This window comes from Dyella sedimenti (genome assembly GCF_022760995.1).
Taxonomy (GTDB): Bacteria; Pseudomonadota; Gammaproteobacteria; order Xanthomonadales; family Rhodanobacteraceae; genus Dyella; species Dyella sedimenti.
The window spans coordinates 60,435-80,657 of record NZ_JAKWJO010000002.1; the positions used below are offsets into that span (position 1 = coordinate 60,435).

Genomic DNA, 20,223 nt, shown 5'->3' on the forward strand with positions numbered 1-20,223 from the left:
CACGTCCACCGCCCGCCGCCGGGCGGTTGTCCAGCCAACCTCCCGGGAGCACCAGCGATGTCACTCACACGTCGCGAATTCATCAAGTTCACAGGCCTGGGACTGGCCGCATCGAGCCTCGGCATGCTCGGCTTCGGCGCTTCGGGCGAAGCGCAGGCCGCCGCCGTACGTCCCTTCAAGCTCACCCATGCCACGGAAACGCGCAACACCTGCACGTACTGCTCGGTGGCCTGCGGCATCCTGATCTACAGCATGGGCGACCGCGCCAAGAACGCGCGCTCGAACATCATCCACATCGAGGGCGACCCGGACCATCCGGTGAACCGCGGCACGCTGTGCCCCAAGGGCTCGGCCCTGCTCGACGTGGTGCACGCGCCCACCCGCCTGAAGGCGCCGCGCTACCGCCCGCCGGGCGGCACCGAGTTCAAGGAAGTCTCCTGGGACTTCGCGCTCGACCGCATCGCCCGGCTGATGAAGGACGAGCGCGACAAGCACTTCACCGCCAGGAACGCGGCCGGCACCACCGTCAACCGCTGGACCAGCGTGGGCATGCTGGCGGCCTCGGCCTCGTCCAGCGAAACCGCCTACCTCACCTGGAAGGTGGCGCGTTCCCTCGGCATGGTGGTGTTCGACAACCAGGCGCGCGTCTGACACGGACCGACGGTGGCCAGTCTGGCCCCATCATTCGGTCGCGGTGCGATGACCAACACCTGGCAGGACATCAGGAACGCCAATCTCGTGATCGTGATGGGCGGCAATGCCGCCGAGGCGCATCCGTGCGGCTTCAAGTGGGTGATCGAGGCGAAGATCGAGAACGGCGCCAAGCTCGTCGTGGTCGACCCGCGCTTCACCCGCACGGCATCGGTGGCCGACTACTACGCGCCGATCCGCCCGGGCACGGACATCGCGTTCCTGAGCGGGGTGATGCGCTACCTGCTTGAGAAGGACGCCATCCAGCACGAGTACGTGCGCGCGTACACCAACGCCAGCCTGATCGTGAAGGATGGCTTCGGCTTCCAGGACGGCCTGTTCAGCGGCTACAGCGAGGAAACCCGCAGCTACGACAAGTCGAGCTGGGACTACGAACTGGACGAACAGGGCTACGCCAAGTCCGACGACACCTGGCAGCACCCGCGCTGCGTGATCAACCTGCTAAGGCAGCACGTGGCCCGCTACACGCCCGAGACGGTCTCGCGCATCTGCGGCACGCCGCAGGACAAGTTCCTGCACATCTGCGAGCTGATCGCCGCCACCGCGGCGCCGGACAAGGCGATGACCAGCCTGTTCGCGCTGGGCTGGACGCAGCACTCGGTGGGCGCGCAGAACATCCGATCGATGGCGATGATCCAGCTGCTGCTGGGCAACATCGGCGTGGCCGGAGGCGGCATGAACGCCCTGCGCGGGCATTCCAACATCCAGGGCCTGACCGACGTCGGCCTGCTCTCCAACCAGATGCCAGGCTACCTCAACCTGCCGCTGGACAAGGAGACCAGCTTCGACGAGTACATGCGGACCAAGCAGTTCAAGCCGCTGCGCCCGGGCCAGATCAGCTACTGGCAGAACACCCGCAAGTTCGTGGTGAGCCTGCAGAAGGCGCTGTGGGGCGACGCCGCCACCAAGGACAACGACTGGTGCTATGACTGGCTGCCCAAGCTCGACGTGCCGCTGTACGACATCATCCGGGCCTTCGAGATGATGAACAACGGGCAGATGGGCGGCTACATCTGCCAGGGCTTCAACCCGCTGCAGGCGTTCCCGGACCGCGGCAAGATCCGCCGCGGCCTCAGCAAGCTGAAGTTCCTGGTCACCATGGATCCGCTGGATACCGAGACCTCGCGCTTCTGGCAGGACTTCGGCCCGCAGAACCCGGCCGACTCGGCGGCGATCCAGACCGAGGTGTTCCAGCTGCCGACCACGTGTTTCGCCGAGGAGAACGGCTCGCTGGTCAATTCCGCGCGCTGGCTGCAATGGCACTGGAAGGCGGCCGACGCCCCGGGCGAAGCGCAGTCGGACATCTGGATCATGGCCGGGCTGTTCCACCGCCTGCGCGAGCTGTACCGCAAGGAAGGCGGCGCCTTCCCCGATCCCATCCTCAACCTGACCTGGAAATACACCGATCCGGTCGATCCCGATCCGGAGGAACTGGCCAAGGAAATGAACGGCCGCGCGCTGGCCGACCTCGAGGATCCCGCCACCAAGGCCGTGGTCACCAAGGCCGGCACCCTGCTGGACGGCTTCGCCCAGCTGCGCGACGACGGCAGCACCGCCTCGGGCTGCTGGATCTTCTCCGGCTGCTTTACCGAGAAGGGCAACCAGATGGCCCGCCGCGACGCCACCGATCCACGCGAGCAGGGCATCGCGCCCAACTGGGCGTGGGCATGGCCCGCCAACCGGCGCATCCTCTACAACCGCGCCAGCGCGGATCTGGACGGCAAGCCGTGGAACCCGGCCAAGCCGGTCATCGCGTGGAACGGCAGCAAGTGGGTGGGCATCGACGTGCCCGACTACACGCCCACCACCAAGCCTTCCGACAGCGTCGGCCCGTTCATCATGAACGCCGAGGGCATGGGCCGCCTGTTCGCGCGCGACATGATGGCCGAGGGTCCCTTCCCCGAGCACTACGAACCGCTGGAATCGCCGGTGGAGAACGTGCTGCACCCGAAGGTGTCGCACAACCCGGTGGCCCGCGTGTTCGACGACGACCGCGCCGCTTTCGGCAGCCCGAAGAACTTCCCGTACGTGGCCACCACCTACCGCCTCACCGAGCACTTCCACTTCTGGACCAAGCACGCGCTGATCAACGCCATCCTGCAGCCGGAGGAATTCGTCGAGATCGGCGAGGCCCTGGCCAGGGAAAAGGGCATCGCGCAGGGCGGCTGGGTGAAAGTGTCCTCCAAGCGCGGCGTGGTGGTGTGCAAGGCCTACGTGACCAAGCGCATCAAGCCGCTCACCGTGGACGGCAGGCCGACCCACGTGGTCGGCGTGCCGCTGCACTGGGGCTTCACCGGGCAGGCCAGGAAGGGCTACGGCGCCAACACGCTGACGCCCTCGGTGGGCGACGCCAACACCCAGACGCCGGAGTTCAAGGCGTTCCTGGTGAATGTCGAAAAGACCAGCGCTCCGATGACGGCCTGAGGCGAACGACATGTCCGACCTGCAATCGCAAGACTACGTCCGGCGCTCCGCCTCGACCATGACGCCGCCCAAGGCGCGCAGCCACGAGGACCAGGTAGCCAAGCTGATCGACGTCAGCCGCTGCATCGGCTGCAAGGCCTGCCAGTCGGCGTGCATGGAATGGAACGACCTGCGCCAGGAGATCGGCCACTTCGAAGGGTCTTACGAGAACCCGTCGGACTTGAGTCCCGACGTGTGGACCCTGATGAAGTTCGCCGAGTACGAGAACGAGCAGGGCAACCTGGAATGGCTGATCCGCAAGGACGGCTGCATGCACTGCGAGGACCCGGGTTGCCTGAAGGCGTGCCCGGCGCCCGGCGCCATCGTGCAGTACGCCAACGGCATCGTCGACTTCATCAGCGACAAGTGCATCGGCTGCGGCTACTGCGTGAAGGGCTGTCCGTTCGACATCCCGCGCATCAGCAAGACCGACCACAAGTCCTACAAGTGCACGCTGTGCTCGGACCGCGTGTCGGTCGGGCTGGAACCGGCCTGCGTGAAGGCCTGTCCCACCGGCGCGATCATGTTCGGCTCCAAGAGCGACATGAAGGACTGGGCCGGCGAACGCATCGAGGATCTCAAGTCGCGTGGCTTCGACAAGGCTGGCCTGTACGATCCGCCGGAAGTCGGCGGCACCCACGTGATGTACGTGCTGCACCATGCCGACAAGCCCTCGCTGTACTCGGGCCTGCCGGACAAGCCGCGCATCAGCCCGGTGGTCGGCGCGTGGAAAGGCATCCTCAAGCCCCTCGCGCTGGTCGGCATCGGCCTCGCCGCCCTGGCCGGACTGTTCCACTGGGTCACCGAGGGGCCGAACGAAGTCACCGAGGATGACGAGGCCGAAGGCGCGCGCGTGCTAGGCGAATCCAAGCCCGAACCGGAAACGGAGACGACGCCATGAGCCGTCCGAAAACCGTGATCGTCCGCTACACCACGGCCAACCGCGTCAATCACTGGATCACCGCGATCTGCTTCGTGCTGCTCATGCTCTCGGGCCTGTCGATGTTCCATCCGATGCTGTTCTTCCTGTCCGGCCTGTTCGGCGGCGGGCAGTGGACGCGGGCGGTGCATCCATGGATCGGCGTGGTGCTGCTGGTCAGCTATCTCGGCCTGATCGTGCAGTTCTGGCGCGAGAACCTCTGGCACCGCGACGACGTGGCCTGGCTCAAGGCGGCCCGCTTCGTCATCGCCAACGAGGAAGAAGGCGCGCCGCCGGTCGGCCGCAACAACGCCGGCCAGAAGGCGGTGTTCTGGTCGATGGCGCTGTTGATTCCGGTGCTGTTCTTCAGCGGCCTGGTGATCTGGGAAGTGTATTTCGGCGACACCACTTCCATCCCCGTGCAGCGCGCCGCCGCGCTGATCCACAGCGTGGCGGCCATCGCGGCCATCATCATCTGGATCACCCACGTGTACGCGGCGATCTGGGTGCGCGACTCGGTGCGGGCGATGACCCAGGGCTACGTCACGCCTGGCTGGGCCTGGCGCCACCATCGCAAGTGGCTGGCGGAAGTGGCGAGCGGCCAGCACGGCAAGCACGTCGTCAGGAAGCGTCCATGAGGCAGGCCGAAGCGCCTCCCAGCGGCAAGTGGACCGGCCCGTCCCACGCCGGCGTCAAGGCGCCCGAGCCGATCCTGCCGCCCGATCCGGCCACGCGCTTCGCCGCCACCGCGCAGCGGCTGGAGCGGCTTGCCGCCGGACATCCGCTGGAGGCCTGGCTGCGCTTCATGGCGGAACTGGCCCGGGCGCAACATGCCGTGGCCACCGCGCTGGCCCCGGCCGCGACGCCCGATCCCGCCATCACGGCGCAGGCCATCGAGGCGCGCCTGCCGCCGCTGGCGGCGGACGGCCATCGCCGCGACGCCAGCTGGCGCGCAGGACTCGCCCTGCTGCTCGACACCATCGGCCGCAGCGAACTGCCGCTTGCCGCGCGAGACGCCATCGCGTCATTGCAGCAAAGCGACGGCGCCACGCTGGAGCAGTTGGCCGACCGCTTCCTGCGCGGCGCCCTGGCTGCCGCCGAGGTAGGCTCGGCCGTCTATGTGGCCGCCGCCCTGCAGGTGTATTTCACCGGCTCGGCCGCGCGCCTGAAGGCCGGGGACCTGCGGCTGCTGGAGGAGCGCGCGCTCTGTCCCTGCTGCGGCTCGCCCTCGGTCGCCGGGCTGATCGCCGCCAGCGGCGGCACGCCTGGCACGCGCTACCTCTACTGCTCGCTGTGCTCCACCGCGTGGAACCACGTGCGCGCGGTGTGCATCACCTGCGGCGGCACGCGCCGGCTGTCGTTGCAGGCGATCGAAGGCGACCCCGGCCTGGTCAAGGCCGAGACCTGCGGCGAATGCCATACCTACGCCAAGCTGCTGTACCAGGTGCAGGACATGCAGGCCGATCCCTACGCGGACGACCTCGCCTCGCTGGGCCTGGACCTGCTGGTCGCCGAGGCCGGCTACGCCCGGCACGCACCGAATCCGCTGCTGCTGGTGGGTGACGGCGAAGCTGTGGCCGGTTAGCCATGGCCTGGGCATTCCTGATTGCCCCCTCCCGATGGGAGAGCGATTTGTCAATGCATCCCCAGCAACGACGCGAGCGCGCCGGCCAGGATGCCGAAGCCCACCACCGCCACGGCAACCGCCACCAGCACCCGCACGGGGAAGGACCGACCCAGCATCGCCAATGAGGGCAGGCTCACCGGGGGCAGGGTCATCAACAGGGCGGCGGCCGGCCCGGCGGCCACGCCCAGCGCCAGCATCGCCTGCACGATCGGCACCTCGCCGGCGGTCGGTATCACGAACAGCATGCCGGCCAACGCCAGCGCCACGATCCATAGCCATTGGTCGCCGATATCCGGTCCGACGTGCGGGAACATCCAGGCGCGCACCGCGCCCAACAGCAATACGATCACCACGTACTCCGGAATCAGCCGCAGCGCCATCCGCGCGAAGATCCACGCCCAGCGCCGGCCCACCTCCGGCCACGAGCGCGGCTCGGGCGCCGTGGCGGGCAGATCGACCGTCGCCGGCCCATCGCGCTCCGTCATCCGGCTGGCCAGATAGCCCAGCCCGAACACCATTGGCAGGCCCAGCAGCATGCGCAGCACCGTCCAATGCCAGCCGAGCACGAAACCAGTGAACACCAGCGTGGCAGGGTTGAGCACCGTGTTGCCGAGCCAGAAGGCAATGGCCGCGCCCGGCGCCGCGCGGTGCTCGCGCAGGCCGATGACCACCGGCGCCGCGCAGCAGGTGCACATCATGCCCGGCACCGCCAGCAGGCCGCCGGCCAGCACGCTGCCGAAGTCGCGACGACCCAGCGCGCGCTGCACCCAGTCCACCGGCAGCAGGGCCTGGATGCCCGAGCCCAGCAGCAGGCCCAGCACCATCGCCTGCCAGATCGCCTTGCCATAGGCCAGTGCGTAGCCCAGCGCCGCGCTCCACGATGGCGCGGGCGGACTCGCCGCATCGCCCATCAGGATCGAGTGGCCGATGGAATGATGCGACGCGGCCACGAAGGCGCGACCGTAGTACGGATACCACTTCACGTAGAACAGGCCGGCGACGGCCAGCAGGGCGAAGACGGACCAGCGGACGGTACGGGCTGTAGTCGATGCGACGGCCATGGATCCCCCTCTGCGAACAGTCGGGATGCAGGCCCTACAGGGCACGACGCCGCCCGCTGGAGACCGCAGGCCAGATGCGCTGCGGGGCGGGCAGAGGCTTGAGTAGCGGCGGCGGCGATGCCGCCGCGTGGCAGCATGCTACAGCCCCCGGCCAATGTCACCAGGCATGCCTTGACCCTGCCCGGCCCGCCACGCAGCATACGAGCCACCTCCACGTTTCCTCCATGCCCCGCCTCAGCGGCCGGGAGGTAGGCGATGTCACCGGACCAGCGCATGACCCAGCCCGAGGCCACCCACCTGCGCCAGCTTCCCGCCGTCGCCGCCGTGCTCGCCACGCCCGAGGCAGAAGCGCTGCGGGAACGGTACGGACGCACCGCCACCACCGGCGCGATCCGCCTGGCCATCGACGATGCGCGCGAAGCCTTGCGCGCCGGCGAAGCCACGGCGCCCGGCGTGGCCGAGCTCGCCCGGCGCGCCGGCCGGAAGCTGGCAGCAGGCGCAGCCGGCCTGCGCCCGCTGTTCAACCTCACCGGCACCGTGCTGCACACCAACCTCGGCCGCGCGCTGCTGGCCGAGGCGGCGGTCGAGGCGGCGGTGGACGCCATGCGCCACGCGGTGGCGCTGGAATACGACCTGGCAACCGGCATGCGCGGCGAGCGCGACGACCACCTGCGCGGCCTGCTGCGGGAGCTGACCGGCGCCGAGGACGCCACGGTGGTCAACAACAACGCCGCCGCCGTGCTGCTGTGCCTGAACACTTTCGCGCTGGGGCGCGAGGCGGTGGTCTCGCGTGGCGAGCTGATCGAGATCGGCGGTGCCTTCCGCCTGCCCGACATCATGGCGCGCGCCGGTGCACGCATGGTCGAGGTGGGCACCACCAACCGCACCCATCCGGCCGACTACCGCGACGCGCTCAACGAGCGCACCGGCATCGTGCTCAAGGTGCATACCTCCAACTACCGCATCCAGGGCTTCACCGCGGACGTCGGCGCGCGCGAGCTGGCCGCCATCGCCGATGCCGCCGGCGTGCCGCTGCTCAACGACCTGGGTTCCGGCAGCCTGCTCGACCTGTCGCGCTACGGCCTGGCCCGCGAACCCACCGTGCGCGAGGCGGTGGCCGAGGGCGCGCGGCTGGTCACCTTCTCCGGCGACAAGCTGCTGGGCGGGCCGCAGGCGGGTTTCATCGTCGGCGACCGCATGTTGATCGAGCAGGTCAACCGCAATCCGCTCAAGCGCGCGCTGCGCGTGGACAAGCTGCGCCTGGCCGCGATCGAGGCCACGCTGAACCTCTACCGCGATCCCGACCGCCTCGCCGGACGCCTGCCCACCCTGCGCTTCCTGGCGCGCCGCCAGGCGGACATCGCGGCGCAGGCGCACCGCCTGCGCCCGGCCGTGGCCGAGCGGCTCGGCGACGCCTTCGTGGTGGAGGCCGGCGACTGCCGCAGCCAGGTCGGCTCCGGCGCGCTGCCGCTGGATACGCTGGAAAGCACCGCGCTGCTGGTCCGACCACGCGGCAGCCAGCACGCGCTCGAACGCCTCGCCGCAGCATTGCGCGCGCTGCCCCGCCCGGTCATCGGCCGCGTCGCCGACGGTGCCCTGTGGCTGGACCTGCGCTGCCTGGACGAGGCGGACGAGGCGCCGCTGCTGGCCTCCCTCGCCCAGCTCGGCGCCGGCGCCAGCGACACGCCATGATCGTCGGTACCGCGGGGCATATCGACCACGGCAAGACGGCGCTGGTCAAGGCGCTGACCGGCGTCGACACCGACCGCCTGAAGGAAGAGAAGGCCCGCGGCATCACCATTGACCTGGGCTTCGCCTACCTGCCGCTGGCGGACGGCGCCATCCTCGGCTTCGTCGACGTACCGGGCCACGAGCGCTTCGTGCACACCATGGTGGCCGGCGCCAGCGGCATCGACCTCGCCCTGCTGGTGGTGGCGGCCGACGACGGCGTGATGCCGCAGACGCTCGAACACCTGGCGATCCTGGACCTGCTGCGCGTCGAGCGCGGCCTCGTCGCGCTGACCAAGGCCGACCTGGCAACGCCCGAACGGCTGGCCGAGGTCGCCGCGCAGATCCGCGAGGCGACCGCCGGCACCGTGCTGGAAGGCGCCGGCATCCTGCCGGTATCCGCGAGCACCGGCGCGGGCATCGACGCATTGCGCGAGCGCCTTGCCGAGGAAGCGGGCCGGCTCGGCGAACGGGCCGCCGACGGGCGCTTCCGCCTCGCGGTGGACCGCGTGTTCACCCTGCCCGGCATCGGCGTGGTGGTGACCGGCACCGTGCTGTCCGGCGTGGTGCGCGTGAAGGACATGGTGCGGCTCAGCCCGTCCGGACTGGCCGCGCGCGTGCGCTCGCTGCATGCGCAGAACCGCCCGGTGGAAAGCGGCAAGGCGGGCGACCGCTGCGCATTGAACCTCACCGGCGAAGCTATCGCCAAGGAAGCGATCCACCGCGGCGACATGGTGCTCGATCCGTTCCTGCATGCACCGACCGACCGCATCGACGCGCGCCTGCACCTGCTGCCCGGCGAACCCAAGGCCATCGGCCAATGGTTCCCGGCGCGCCTGCACCACGCCGCGGCCGAGGTCGGCGCGCGCATCGTGCTGCTCGACCACGAGCCGCTGCGGCCCGGGCAGGCGGCGGACGTCCAACTGGTGCTCGACCGCCCCATCGCCGCCGCCGCGCTCGACCGCTACGTGCTGCGCGACGTTTCCGCCCAGCGCACCATCGGCGGCGGCCAGTTCATCGACCTGCGCGCGCCCTCGCGCCGGCGGCGCACCGCCGAGCGCCAGGCCCAGCGCGCCGCGCTGGCCATCGCCGATCCCCGGCAGGCGCTGTCGAGCCTGCTCGACACGCCACCGTTCGCATGGGACCTGCTGGCCTTCGCGCGGGATCGCGCCCTGTCCGAAGCATGGCTGGAAAACGCCACCGCCGCGCTCTCGCCGGTGGTGTTCGACCTCGGGGAACAGCGCATCGCGCTCGCCCCGCCACACTGGCAGCGTTTCGTCGCGGGCATGACCGCGCACCTGGAAACCTTCCACGCGGCCCAGCCGGACCTGCAAGGCATCGGCCGGGAAAAACTGCGGCTGGCCCTGCAGCCCCGCCTGCCCGTGGCGGCCTTCGCGCTGGCCCTGCAACATGCCGATCTTGCCGGGCGCGTGGTTCGCGACGGCGCCTTCGTGCGGCTGGCCAGCCATACCCTGCAACTGGGCCCGGAGCGCGAGGCGCTGTGGCAGGCCATCGCCCCGCTGCTCGGCGGCGAAGCGCGCTTCCGCCCGCCGCGCGTGCGCGATATCGCCGGTGCCCTGGGGCGCCCGGAAACGGAGATCCGGCAGCTGATGACGTTCGCCGCGCGGCTGGGCCTGGCGGACGAGGTGGCGCACGACCATTTCTTCCTGCGCGCGACCATGCACGAGATGGTGCTGATCGCGCTGGACCTCGCCGCGCAGGCGGCGGACGGCCGCTTCACCGCCGCGCAGTTCCGCGATCGCCTCGACAACGGTCGTAAAGTGGCCATCCAGATACTAGAATTTTTCGACCGGCAGGGCGTCACGCTCAACCACGGCACCCTGCGCCGCGTGCAGGCGCGCTACTTGGACCTGTACGGGCCCGTTCCGCTTTGATCCGCATTGCCTGGAAGAGCATCGTCTCCGGTGGGACGTCCGGACTTCAAATCCGGGTGAGGCAGCCAAGACTGCCTTGGGTGGGTTCGACTCCCACGCTCTTCCGCCACCACGCGGCGCTCAGTCCACCTCGATGCCCGGCGCGCCTGCCACCGCCTCGCCGATGATGCTCGCGCGCGGATAACCCGTCGCCTCGATCATCGCCCGGATGGCCTCGGCCCGCCCGGCCTCGCACGCCACCAGCAGGCCACCGGAGGTCTGCGGATCGGTCAGCAGGGCACGGCGCCACGCCGGCAAGTCCGCCGGCAGCGCCACGCTATCGCCGTAGCTGTTCCAGTTGCGCTGCGAGGCGCCGGTCACGTAGCCCGCCTGCGCCAGCGCCTTGGCCTGGGCGAGACAGGGCACGCGCGCCTGCGCGATCCGCAGCCGCAGGCCGCTGGCGCGCGCCATCTCCAGGCCATGGCCCAGCAGGCCGAAACCGGTGACGTCGGTGATCGCGTGCACGTCCGCATCCTGTGCCAGTTCATGGCCGATACGGTTGAGCAGCGTGGTCGAGGCCAGCATCTCCTCATAAGCCTCCGCCGGCAGCGCCTGCTTCTTGAACGCCGCCGAATAAATGCCCACGCCGATGCCCTTGGTCAGGATCAGCGCATCGCCCGCGCGCGCGCCGCCGTTGCGGCGCAGGTTTTCCGGCGCGCACAGCCCGGTCACCGCCAGGCCGTAGATCGGTTCGGCCGAATCGATCGAGTGGCCGCCGGCGATGGGAATGCCGGCCTGCGCGCAGACCGCCTCGCCACCGGCCAGGATCGCGCGCACAGTTGCCACGTCCAGCTTGTCCAGCGGCATGCCCAGGATGGCCAGCGCCATGATCGGCCGGCCGCCCATCGCGTAGACGTCGGACAACGCATTGGCCGCCGCGATGCGGCCGAAATCGAAAGGATCGTCCACCACCGGCATGAAGAAATCGGTGGTGGCGATGACGCAGGTGCGCTCGTCCACCTGCCACACGGCCGCGTCGTCGCTGGCCTCGGTGCCCACCAGCAGCGACGCGTACGGCAGCGCCGCCGGCTTGTCAGCCAACAGCTGCTGCAGCACGGAAGGCGCGAGCTTGCAGCCGCAGCCGCCGCCGTGGGCGAGGTCGGTCAAACGGATAGCGCTCATGCCAAATCCTCCGAAAGCCCCGATAGCGCGGCGGACAGATGCACAGCATAGCGAAAACCGTAGAAAAGCCGGGAACACGCGCACAGCGGTTACGATGCCGCCAGTGGTGACATGCGGCGGGAACCCATCCATGACGAATACCATGCGCGCCATCGTGGCGATGGGCGTGGCCGGTTGCGGCAAGAGCAGCGTCGCCACCGCCTTGTGCGAGCGCCTCGGCGCGCACCTGATCGAGGGCGACGCCTTCCACCCGGAACGCAACATCCACAAGATGGCGTCCGGCACGCCGCTGACCGATGCCGATCGCCAGGACTGGCTGGATGCCCTGGCGCGCGAACTGGCGCATGCCGTCGCCAGCCATCGCCGCACCGTGCTGACCTGCTCGGCGCTCAAGCGCCGCTATCGCGAGGTGCTGCGCGCCGCCGAACCTGGGCTCGGCTTCGTCTTTCTGGCGTTGCCACCCGAGGAAGCCGCCAGGCGCGTCGCCCAGCGTTCCCACCATTTCATGCCGGCGACGCTGGTCGAAAGCCAGTTCCGCGATCTCGAACCGCCCACCGGCGAACCACGCGTACTGACCGTGGACGCCACCGACCCGGTGGCTGTCCTGGTCGAGCGGATCATGGCCTGGTGGCAATGACATGGGATGTCATTGGCGCGCCGCGGGAACCATCCTACCTTCGATGTCCGCGCGGCCGTTCGGCCGCAACGCCAAGGAGATCCCATGTCGCTCTATCCCGTCCTTACGATCGATTCGGCCCCGGCACCGTCCAGGCCCGCACTACAGCAACTGCAGGCCGCGTTCGGCTTCGTCCCGGCCATCGCCGGCGCGATGGCCGCCTCGCCGCCCTTGTTCAAGGGTTTCGTCGGCCTGTTCCAGCAGGTGCACGCAAGCAGCCTCACGGAGGGGCAGATCCAGGTATTGCTGCTGACCAATGCGGTCACCAACGCCAGCGAATGGGCGGCCGCGTTCCATACCGCGCTCGCCCTGAAGCAGGGCGTCCCACCCGCCGACGTCGAGGCCATCCGGCACGGCGGCCTGCCGGGCGAGGCGCGGCTGGCCGCGCTGTCGGCGCTGGCGCGCGCCCTGATCGAGAAGCGCGGCCACGTCTCTGTGCCGGAACGGGACCGCTTCTTCAATGCCGGATTCAGCGCGGAGCAATTGCTCGAAGTCATCGCGGTCGTCGCCGCCTCCACCATCACCAACTACACGGGCAGCATCGCCCGGCCGCCACTGGAGGAAGCGTTCCAGGCATTTGCCTGGCGCGCCCCGGCGCCATGAAAGAGCCGTCCCAAGGGCCTGTTCAGCATCTCGGTGTGGCCACAGAGCACCCCTCCCCAACCCTCCCCTGCACGCAGGGGAGGGGCCGGAGCGCGCATGTTGTTGGCTCCTCCCCCTGCGTGCAGGGGGAGGTTGGGAGGGGGTGGCTGGGATAACACCGAGATGTTGAACAGGCTCTAAGGAGTACCGATGAACACCCTCTCTTCCAAGCCGAAACCACCGGCCAGCGAGTTCGGCGGACTATTGCGCTACTGGCGGGGCGTGCGCGGCGCGAGCCAGCTCGCGCTGTCGCTCGAGGCGAATCTGTCGCAGCGCCAGATCAGCTTCATCGAGAGCGGACGCAGCGTGCCGAGCCGCCATACGGTGCTCAACCTCGCCCAGACGCTCGACGTGCCATTGCGCGAGCGCAACGCCCTGCTGCTTGCCGCCGGCTATGCGCCGCTCTATTCGGAAGCGCCATGGAACGCGCAGGAGATGCAGGGCGTCACCCGGGCGCTGGACCGCATGGTCCGCCAGCAGGAACCGTTCCCGGCCATCGTGATGGACCGCCACTGGAACGTGCTGATGACCAACGATGCGGCGCAGCGCTTCTTCGGCCGCTTCATCGACATGGCGGCCCGCCAGGGGCCGCGCAACATGCTGCATCTCCTGTTCGACCCGCGGGGGATGCGGCCGTTCGTGGCCGATTGGCCCGACGTCGCCCGGAGCCTGCTGCAACGCGTGCATCGCGAGTCGGTCGGCCATGTGATCGATGGCGGCACCCAGCAGCTGCTGGAAGCCCTGCTTGCCTATCCCGAGGTGCCGGCCGACTGGAAGTCGCGCCACGCGTCGCCGTCGCCGGCGATGCCGGTCGTGCCCATCGGCTTCGCCTGGAAGGGCGACATCCTGCGCTATTTCTCGATGGTCACCACGGTAGGCACTCCGCAAACGGCGGCCGCGCAAGAGCTTCGCATCGAATGCATGTTCCCCGCCGACGAGGCCACCGAGGCGCGCCATCTCGCACTTTTCGCCTCGCGTCCCGGTGCGGCCTAAGAGCCTGTTCACGATCTCCACGTAGCCCGCGCGGAGATCGTGAACAGGCTCTAAGCTGGCGCCCCACGCGGGATCGTGTGGGTATCGCCCGGCTTCGCCATGGGCTCGATCGTCCGGAGCGCATGCTGCGTCATCTGCACCGCCAGCTTCGCCTCGGCATGGAACGCCCGGCCCGCTGCGGTTGGCTCGATCGTCCGGGTCGTCCGGTTGAGCAGCGGCACGCCGACGCGTTTCTCCAGCCGGCTGATGGACTTGGAGATGGCCGACGGCACCACGTCGAGCTCCCTGGCCGCGTCGGCCAGGGAACCCGTATCCACGGTGCGGACGAAGTTGAGCATGGCGGTGTACCAGTCCATACGTCGCCATCCCTCAACGGCTTGCCTGCGCCGTCGATCCGTCGGCGGCGGGCGCTTCGTCCCAGCCGCCGCCCAGCGCGCGGATCAGGTTGACCGTCGCGTTCGCCTGCACGCCGGCAAGCTGGACTTCCGAGCGGCGCGCCTGCAGCACGGTGCGCTCGGCATCCAGCACGTCGAGATAGGCCACGGCACCTTCCGCGTACTGCTTGCGCAGCAGTTCCGCGGCGCGCGTGGAGGATTGGACGGCGGCGGCGGCGGTGCGGGTCTGGTCATCCAGGATGCGCAGGTCGGACAGGCTGTCCTCGACCTCGCGGAACGCCACCAGCACCTGCTGGCGGTACCTGGCCACGTCTTCCTCGTAGGTCGCCTTTGCGTTGGCCAGGTCGCCCTTGCGCCGGCCGCCATCGAAGACCGGCACGTTCAAGGCGGTGCCGACCAGCGGCCCGAGCAGGAACGTGCGGCTCGACCAATGGAACAGGCTGCCCAGCGAGGACGATTCGAAACCGCCCGTACCGGTCAGGGACAGCGAGGGGAAGAACGCGGCCCTCGCCATGCCGATGCGCTGGTTGGCCGCCTGCATGGCATCCTCGGCCGCCGCGATGTCCGGTCGGCGCTCCAGCAGCGTGGAAGGCAGGCCCGCGGGAAGGCGCAGGCGCACGGACTCGAGTGGCTTCGGCGCCATCGAGAAATCGGCCGGCGGCTTGCCCACCAGGACGGCGAGCGCATGCTCGGAGGCGGCGCGCTGCCGCTGCACGGTCATGGCATCCGAGCGCGCGCTTTCCAGTTCCGCCTTGGCGCGGGCCACGTCGACCTCGCTGATGTCGCCCTCGTCGAAGCGCCGCTGGACGAGCGCGAACGCCTCCTCGCGATACTTCAGCGCCTGCTGGAACACGGCCGCTTCCGCATCGAGCTCCCGCAGGTTGAAATAGTTCGTCGCCACGTCGGCCTGCAGCGCGAGCTGCACCGAGCGGAACATGGCCTCGCTCCGCGCGGCGTCCGCCTTGGCGGCCTTCACGCTGGAAGCCACGCGGCCAAAGAGATCCACCTCGTACGAAATATTGCCCTGGGCGCGCCACAGCGTCTGCGGCGGAACGGTCTGCCCCGCCGGCAGCGACTGCGAGGCGCCGGACACCTGCTGCCGGGTCGGCCCAAGGCCGGCATCCAGCGTGGGAAACAGCGCGCTGCGGGCCACCTGGGTCATGGCGCGGGCTTCGTTCACCCGCGCGGCGGCCGCCTTCAGGTCCTGGTTGGCCTCGAGCGCCTGGCGCTCGAGGTCATTCAAGGCGCTGTCCTCGAAGACGGTCCACCACTCGCCGCGCGGCGTAGCCTCAGCGGGGCGCGCCTCCTGCCAGGTGCCGGCCGTCTCGCCCGGCGCCAACAGCTCGTCGTTGGAGATGCCGGTGGCTTCTTTGTAAGCCGGCGGCGTCGCCATTGAGGGACGACTGTACGTGGGCGCCAGGGAACATCCGGCCAGCGCCAGCAATGCGGCCAGCGAGATGGAGAACTTGAACATGCGAAGGGACGTTTTGGCATTCATGGCATTCACCTCATTCAGTGACCGGAGCGGCCGGTGACAGGTGGGCATGCGTGCCATGCTTGTCCACGATGCGTTGCGAACCGGACAGCTTGCGGATAAGGACGTAGAAGACAGGGGTCAGCATCAGGCCGAAGAAGGTGACGCCGAGCATGCCGAAGAACACGGCGATGCCCATGGCGCGGCGCATTTCCGAACCCGCGCCCGTGGAGGTGACCAGCGGGATGACGCCCATGATGAAAGCGAAGGACGTCATCAGGATGGGACGCAGGCGAAGGCGGCTGGCCTCGATGGCGGCCTCGATGACACCGCGGCCGTCCATCTCGAGCTCGCGCGCGAACTCGACGATCAGGATCGCGTTCTTTGCCGACAATCCCACCAACACCATCAAGCCGATCTGGGTAAAGATGTTGTTGTCGCCGTGGGTCAGCCACACGCCGAACAGCGCGGACAGAATGCTCATCGGCACGATCAGCAGGATGGCCAGCGGCAGCGTCAGGCTTTCGTACATCGCAGCCAGCACGAAGTAGACGAGCAATACGCTGATCGGGAACACCCACAGGGCGGAGTTGCCGGCGAGGATCTGCTGGTAGGTCAGGTCGGTCCATTCGAACTTGATGCCGCGCGGCAGCGTTTCCTCCGCAATGCGTTCCACCGCGGCCTTGGCCTGGCCGGACGAATAACCCGGCGCCGGACCGCCATTGATGTCGGCGGCGGTGAAGCCGTTGTAGCGCACCACCATCTCCGGGCCGTACGTCGGCGAGACCTTCACCAGCGACGACAGCGGCACCATGTCGCCGGCGGCGTTGCGCGTCTTGAGCAGGCCAATGTCGGCAGCGGTGGCGCGGAACGGGGCATCCGCCTGCGCACGCACCTGGTAGACACGGCCGAACTGGTTGAAGTCGTTGACGTAGAGCGAGCCCAGGTAGATCTGCATCGTCTCGAACACATCCGTGATGTTCACGCCGAGCTGCTTGGCCTTGACGCGGTCCAGATCGACATTGAGCTGCGGAACGTTGATCTGGTAACTGGTGAACATCGGGCCCAGTTCGGGCGCCTGCGCCGCCTTCTTCATGAAGGCCTGCGTCGCCGCGTTGAGCGCCTCGTAGCCCAGCGCGCCGCGATCCTCGATCTGCAGCTTGAAGCCGCCCAGCGTGCCCAGGCCCGACACCGGCGGCGGCGGGAAGGTGGCGATCTGCGCGCCCTTGATCTCGGCGGCGTACTTCGCGTTGAGCGCCGCCGCGATCTCGGCGGCCGACTCGCCCTTGCCGCGATGCTTCGACGGCTTGAGGATCGGGAACACGAGGCCGCTGCTGGACGAGTTGGTCAGGCCATTGACGGACAGGCCGGGGAACTGGGTGACGCGCTCCACGCCCGGCTGCCTGAGGGCGATCTCGCCCATCTTGCGGATCACGTCTTCGGTGCGGTCCAGCGACGAGCCGGCCGGAAGCTGGGCGATGCTGACCAGGTAGTCCTTGTCCTGCGCCGGCACGAAGCCACCCGGCACCGTCTTGCCCAGCAACACCGCGCCGGCCAGCAATGCGCCGTAGACCACGAGCATCGCGGCCTTGCGTTGAATGACGCGGGACGTCGCCGATCCGTAAGCCTCCGAGCCGCGATTGAACAGGCGGTTGAACGCATGGAAGAAGCGGCCGAACACCTTTTCGATCACCAGGCTCAGCTTGTCCTTGGGCGCATCGTGGCCCTTGAGCAACAGAGCGGCGAGCGCGGGCGACAGCGTGAGCGAGTTGAAGGCCGAGATCACCGTGGAAATGGCGATCGTCATCGCGAACTGCTGGTAGAACTGGCCCGTGAGGCCGGACATGAAGGCCAGCGGCACGAACACGGCGACCAGCGTCAGGGCGATGGCGATGATCGGCCCGCTGACCTCGCGCATGGCCTGGTAGGTCGCATCCCGCGGCGACAATCCGTTGGCGATGTTTCGCTCGACGTTCTCGACCACGACGATGGCGTCGTCCACCACGATGCCGATCGCCAGCACCATGCCGAACAGCGACAGCGCATTGATGGTGAAGCCGAAGCCCAGCATCAGGGAGAACGTGCCTACGATGGACACCGGCACGGCCAGCAGAGGAATCAGCGAGGCGCGCCAGGTCTGCAGGAACACGATGACCACCAGCACCACCAGCGCGATGGCCTCGAACAGCGTGTGGACCACCGCGTCGATGCTCTCGCGGACGAACTGGGTGGGGTCATACACGATGTCGTACTTCACGCCATCGGGCATGTCCTTCTGCATCTCGGCCATGGCGGCACGGACGTCGTCGGAGATCTGCAGCGAATTGGCGCCCGGCTGCTGGAAGATCACCAGCTGCACGGCCTGCTTGTCGTCCAGCATGGCGCGCAAGGCAAACTCGGACGACGACAGCTCCACGCGGGCCACGTCCGACAGCCGCGTCACCGCGCCATCGGGAGAGGTCTTGAGGATGATGTCGCGGAACTCCTGCTCCGACTTCAGGCGGCCCTGGGCGTTGACGCTCAACTGCAGCGGCACGCCGCGCGGCATCGGCGGCGCGCCGATGATGCCGGCGGCCACCTGGACATTCTGTTCGCGGATGGCGGCGACCACGTCCGATGCCGTCATGCCCTTCTCGGCGACCTTCTGCGGATCGAGCCACACGCGCATGGCGTAGTCGCCGGCGCCCCACAGCGCCACCTCGCCAATGCCCTGGATACGCGACAGGCGATCCTTGACGTTGATGAGCGCGTAGTTGCGCAGGTAGGTCAGGTCGTACTTGCCATTGGGCGACACGATGTTCACGCCCATGGTCAACGTGGGCGAGGACTTCACCGTCGTCACGCCCAGGCGCTGCACGTCTTCGGGGAGACGCGGCAGCGCCTGGTTCACGCGGTTCTGCACGAGCTGCGCGGCCTTGTCCGGATCGGTGCCGAGCTTGAACGTCACCGTGGTGGTCATGTTGCCGTCGCTGTTGGCCTGCGACTGCATGTAGAGCATGTCCTCCACGCCGTTGATCTGCTCCTCGATAGGCGCGGCGACGGTCTCGGCGATGACCTTGGGGTTGGCGCCGGGGTATTGCGCGTGCACCAGCACGGACGGCGGCACCACTTCCGGGTATTCGCCCGTGGAAAGCCTGGTGAGCGCGATGAGTCCGGCGAGGAAGATCACCGCGGACAGCACCGCGGCGAAGATCGGCCGGTCGATAAAGAACTTGGATAGGTTCATGGCCGTATTCCTCAGGCGGAAGGCGCCGCGGCGCCCGTGCCGGCAGCCATCTTCACCACGGTGGGCTGCACGGTTTCCTCGGGCTTGGTGCGCTGGACGCCATTGACGACGATGCGTTCGTTCGGCCGCAGGCCGGACGTGATGATGCGAAGGCCCTCGTTGATGCCACCGAGCGTCACCTCGCGGTAATGGACCGTGTTGGCCTGGTCGACGACCAGGACGTACTTCTTGGCCTGGTCCGTGCCGATGGCCGAGTCGTCCACCAGGATGGCCGGATGCGGCGCGGCCCCGCCGACCTTGATGCGCGCGTACAGGCCGGGCAGCAGCGCCCCATCGGCGTTGTCGAAGCGCGCGCGCACGCGGATCGTGCCGGAGGTGGTGTCCAGGTGGTTGTCGACCGAATCGACCACGCCCTTGCGCGAATAGCCGTCCTCGTCCGCCAGGCCAAGATCGACGGGGACGTCGCCATGGGCGTTCTTGCGCAGGTATTGCAGATAGGTCTGCTCGTCGACGTTGAACGAGGCGTAGATGGGCGCGACCGACACCAGCGTGGTCAGCACCGGCGCATTGGCGCCCGCGGTGACGACGTTGCCGATGGTCAGTTCCGCGCGCGAGACGCGGCCGGCCACGGGCGCCGCCACGCGGGTCCGCGCCAGGTCGATGCGGGCCGCCTCCAGGGCGGCGCGGGCGGCCTTCAGGTTGGCGCTGGCCTCGCGTGAGGCGTTCTGCTTTTCGTCGTAGTCGCGGCGGGCGATCGCATTGCTCTGGATCAGCCGGTCCGCGCGGGCGGCGTCGGAACCCGCGTAGGCCATGCGCGCCTCCGCCGCGGCGACCTCGCCGGCCGCGCGGTCCACGGCGGCCTGGTACGGCTCGGGATCGATCACGAAGAGGACCTCGCCCTTGCCGACGAGCGCGCCGTCCTTGAACGGGATGGCCACGATGCGGCCGGAGACCTGCGGGCGGATCTCGACGCGCTGGATCGCCTCGAGACGCCCGGAATAGGACTGCCATTCCGTGATGGGGTGATAGAGGACGTCCGCGACATCGACCTGGACCGCGGGTGCGGTTCCGGCGATGGCGGCCGCGTGAGCCTCGCCACCCTGCCCGTGCACCGCGTAGATGCCCATGGCACCGGCGGCGACGAAGAGGGCGGCAAGGGCGATGGACAGCCGTTTGCGTGGGGTGGACATAGCAACTCCTGGAACGGGAACGTGGGATGGACGGGTTCAGCCGCAGGTCCCGGACGAGTCGC

At 68.8% G+C, this 20,223-nt stretch carries 15 protein-coding genes and 1 tRNA gene; 10 read left to right on the forward strand and 6 right to left on the reverse strand.

The window, feature by feature from the left end:
* The first annotated feature begins 123 nt into the window (after positions 1-123).
* From fdnG to fdhE, 4 genes are read left to right on the forward strand one after another with little or no spacing between them, the layout of a single operon-like run.
* Positions 124-3,135, forward strand: coding sequence for a formate dehydrogenase-N subunit alpha (gene fdnG, locus MJ605_RS05535; protein WP_486599038.1), 3,012 nt, complete (start codon positions 124-126; stop codon positions 3,133-3,135).
* Between the two features lie 10 nt (positions 3,136-3,145).
* Positions 3,146-4,075, forward strand: coding sequence for a formate dehydrogenase subunit beta (gene fdxH / locus MJ605_RS05540; RefSeq protein ID WP_243040072.1), 930 nt, complete (start codon positions 3,146-3,148; stop codon positions 4,073-4,075).
* Positions 4,072-4,731, forward strand: coding sequence for a formate dehydrogenase subunit gamma (locus MJ605_RS05545; RefSeq protein ID WP_243040073.1), 660 nt, complete (start codon positions 4,072-4,074; stop codon positions 4,729-4,731). The genes fdxH and MJ605_RS05545 overlap by 4 nt, the downstream gene beginning before the upstream one ends.
* Positions 4,728-5,678, forward strand: coding sequence for a formate dehydrogenase accessory protein FdhE (fdhE, locus tag MJ605_RS05550; protein WP_243040074.1), 951 nt, complete (start codon positions 4,728-4,730; stop codon positions 5,676-5,678). The genes MJ605_RS05545 and fdhE overlap by 4 nt, the downstream gene beginning before the upstream one ends.
* Positions 5,679-5,728: 50 nt before the next feature.
* On the opposite strand, the gene MJ605_RS05555 is transcribed toward fdhE, so the two are convergent.
* Entirely contained in the window at positions 5,729-6,781 is a 1,053-nt protein-coding gene (locus MJ605_RS05555; RefSeq protein WP_243040075.1) for a permease, read from the reverse strand.
* Positions 6,782-7,036: 255 nt separating this feature from the next.
* Here MJ605_RS05555 and selA point away from each other — a divergent pair, with 255 nt between their 5' ends.
* The 3 genes from selA (at position 7,037) to MJ605_RS05570 (ending at position 10,513) form a co-directional block, all read left to right on the forward strand.
* Positions 7,037-8,473 carry an L-seryl-tRNA(Sec) selenium transferase gene (selA, locus tag MJ605_RS05560; protein WP_243040076.1) on the forward strand — a complete coding sequence of 479 codons (1,437 nt, stop codon included), beginning with the start codon at positions 7,037-7,039 and terminating at the stop codon, positions 8,471-8,473.
* Entirely contained in the window at positions 8,470-10,404 is a 1,935-nt protein-coding gene (gene selB, locus MJ605_RS05565) for a selenocysteine-specific translation elongation factor (protein ID WP_243040077.1), read from the forward strand. Before selA ends, selB begins: the two co-directional genes overlap by 4 nt.
* Positions 10,405-10,416: 12 nt before the next feature.
* Positions 10,417-10,513 (forward strand) — tRNA-Sec (locus tag MJ605_RS05570).
* 11 nt (positions 10,514-10,524) lie between these two features.
* Here the strand turns inward: MJ605_RS05570 and selD are convergent.
* Positions 10,525-11,565, reverse strand: coding sequence for a selenide, water dikinase SelD (gene selD, locus MJ605_RS05575; protein ID WP_243040078.1), 1,041 nt, complete (start codon positions 11,563-11,565; stop codon positions 10,525-10,527).
* A gap of 130 nt (positions 11,566-11,695) precedes the next feature.
* On the opposite strand from selD, the gene MJ605_RS05580 reads away from it, so the two are divergent.
* The 3 genes from MJ605_RS05580 to MJ605_RS05590 all read left to right on the forward strand — a co-directional run bounded on the left by MJ605_RS05580 (position 11,696) and on the right by MJ605_RS05590 (position 13,876).
* Positions 11,696-12,202 (forward strand): gluconokinase, encoded by a 507-nt coding sequence (locus MJ605_RS05580; RefSeq protein ID WP_243040079.1) that lies wholly within the window; start codon positions 11,696-11,698, stop codon positions 12,200-12,202.
* 84 nt (positions 12,203-12,286) lie between these two features.
* The gene (locus MJ605_RS05585) at positions 12,287-12,844 is read left to right on the forward strand and encodes a carboxymuconolactone decarboxylase family protein (protein WP_243040080.1); all 558 of its coding nucleotides are present in this window, start codon (positions 12,287-12,289) and stop codon (positions 12,842-12,844) included.
* 189 nt (positions 12,845-13,033) lie between these two features.
* Entirely contained in the window at positions 13,034-13,876 is an 843-nt protein-coding gene (locus MJ605_RS05590) for a helix-turn-helix domain-containing protein (RefSeq protein ID WP_243040081.1), read from the forward strand.
* Between the two features lie 50 nt (positions 13,877-13,926).
* Here the strand turns inward: MJ605_RS05590 and MJ605_RS05595 are convergent, their stop codons facing one another.
* From MJ605_RS05595 to MJ605_RS05610, 4 genes are read right to left on the reverse strand one after another with little or no spacing between them, the layout of a single operon-like run.
* A complete protein-coding gene (locus MJ605_RS05595; RefSeq protein ID WP_243040082.1) occupies positions 13,927-14,232 on the reverse strand; it encodes a LysR family transcriptional regulator in 306 nt (101 codons plus the stop codon).
* Positions 14,233-14,245: 13 nt separating this feature from the next.
* Positions 14,246-15,769 (reverse strand): efflux transporter outer membrane subunit, encoded by a 1,524-nt coding sequence (locus MJ605_RS05600; protein WP_243040083.1) that lies wholly within the window; start codon positions 15,767-15,769, stop codon positions 14,246-14,248.
* A 10-nt stretch (positions 15,770-15,779) separates the two neighbouring features.
* On the reverse strand, positions 15,780-18,971 hold the full coding sequence (locus MJ605_RS05605) for an efflux RND transporter permease subunit (protein WP_243040084.1): 3,192 nt from the start codon (positions 18,969-18,971) through the stop codon (positions 15,780-15,782).
* An 11-nt stretch (positions 18,972-18,982) separates the two neighbouring features.
* Entirely contained in the window at positions 18,983-20,161 is a 1,179-nt protein-coding gene (locus tag MJ605_RS05610; RefSeq protein WP_279237449.1) for an efflux RND transporter periplasmic adaptor subunit, read from the reverse strand.
* Between the last annotated feature and the right edge of the window lie 62 nt (positions 20,162-20,223).

What these genes read in the sequence shown, in the direction of transcription:
- MJ605_RS05555 (WP_243040075.1), bottom strand. Translation starts at nt 6,781, where the DNA reads ATGGCCGTCGCATCGACTACAGCCCGTACCGTCCGCTGGTCCGTCTTC.
- MJ605_RS05590 (WP_243040081.1), top strand. Translation starts at nt 13,034, where the DNA reads ATGAACACCCTCTCTTCCAAGCCGAAACCACCGGCCAGCGAGTTCGGC.
- MJ605_RS05600 (WP_243040083.1), bottom strand. Translation starts at nt 15,769, where the DNA reads ATGAATGCCAAAACGTCCCTTCGCATGTTCAAGTTCTCCATCTCGCTG.
- MJ605_RS05595 (WP_243040082.1), bottom strand. Translation starts at nt 14,232, where the DNA reads ATGGACTGGTACACCGCCATGCTCAACTTCGTCCGCACCGTGGATACG.
- MJ605_RS05585 (WP_243040080.1), top strand. Translation starts at nt 12,287, where the DNA reads ATGTCGCTCTATCCCGTCCTTACGATCGATTCGGCCCCGGCACCGTCC.
- fdxH (WP_243040072.1), top strand. Translation starts at nt 3,146, where the DNA reads ATGTCCGACCTGCAATCGCAAGACTACGTCCGGCGCTCCGCCTCGACC.
- MJ605_RS05580 (WP_243040079.1), top strand. Translation starts at nt 11,696, where the DNA reads ATGACGAATACCATGCGCGCCATCGTGGCGATGGGCGTGGCCGGTTGC.
- MJ605_RS05545 (WP_243040073.1), top strand. Translation starts at nt 4,072, where the DNA reads ATGAGCCGTCCGAAAACCGTGATCGTCCGCTACACCACGGCCAACCGC.
- MJ605_RS05610 (WP_279237449.1), bottom strand. Translation starts at nt 20,161, where the DNA reads ATGTCCACCCCACGCAAACGGCTGTCCATCGCCCTTGCCGCCCTCTTC.
- selA (WP_243040076.1), top strand. Translation starts at nt 7,037, where the DNA reads ATGTCACCGGACCAGCGCATGACCCAGCCCGAGGCCACCCACCTGCGC.
- selB (WP_243040077.1), top strand. Translation starts at nt 8,470, where the DNA reads ATGATCGTCGGTACCGCGGGGCATATCGACCACGGCAAGACGGCGCTG.
- selD (WP_243040078.1), bottom strand. Translation starts at nt 11,565, where the DNA reads ATGAGCGCTATCCGTTTGACCGACCTCGCCCACGGCGGCGGCTGCGGC.
- fdhE (WP_243040074.1), top strand. Translation starts at nt 4,728, where the DNA reads ATGAGGCAGGCCGAAGCGCCTCCCAGCGGCAAGTGGACCGGCCCGTCC.
- MJ605_RS05605 (WP_243040084.1), bottom strand. Translation starts at nt 18,971, where the DNA reads ATGAACCTATCCAAGTTCTTTATCGACCGGCCGATCTTCGCCGCGGTG.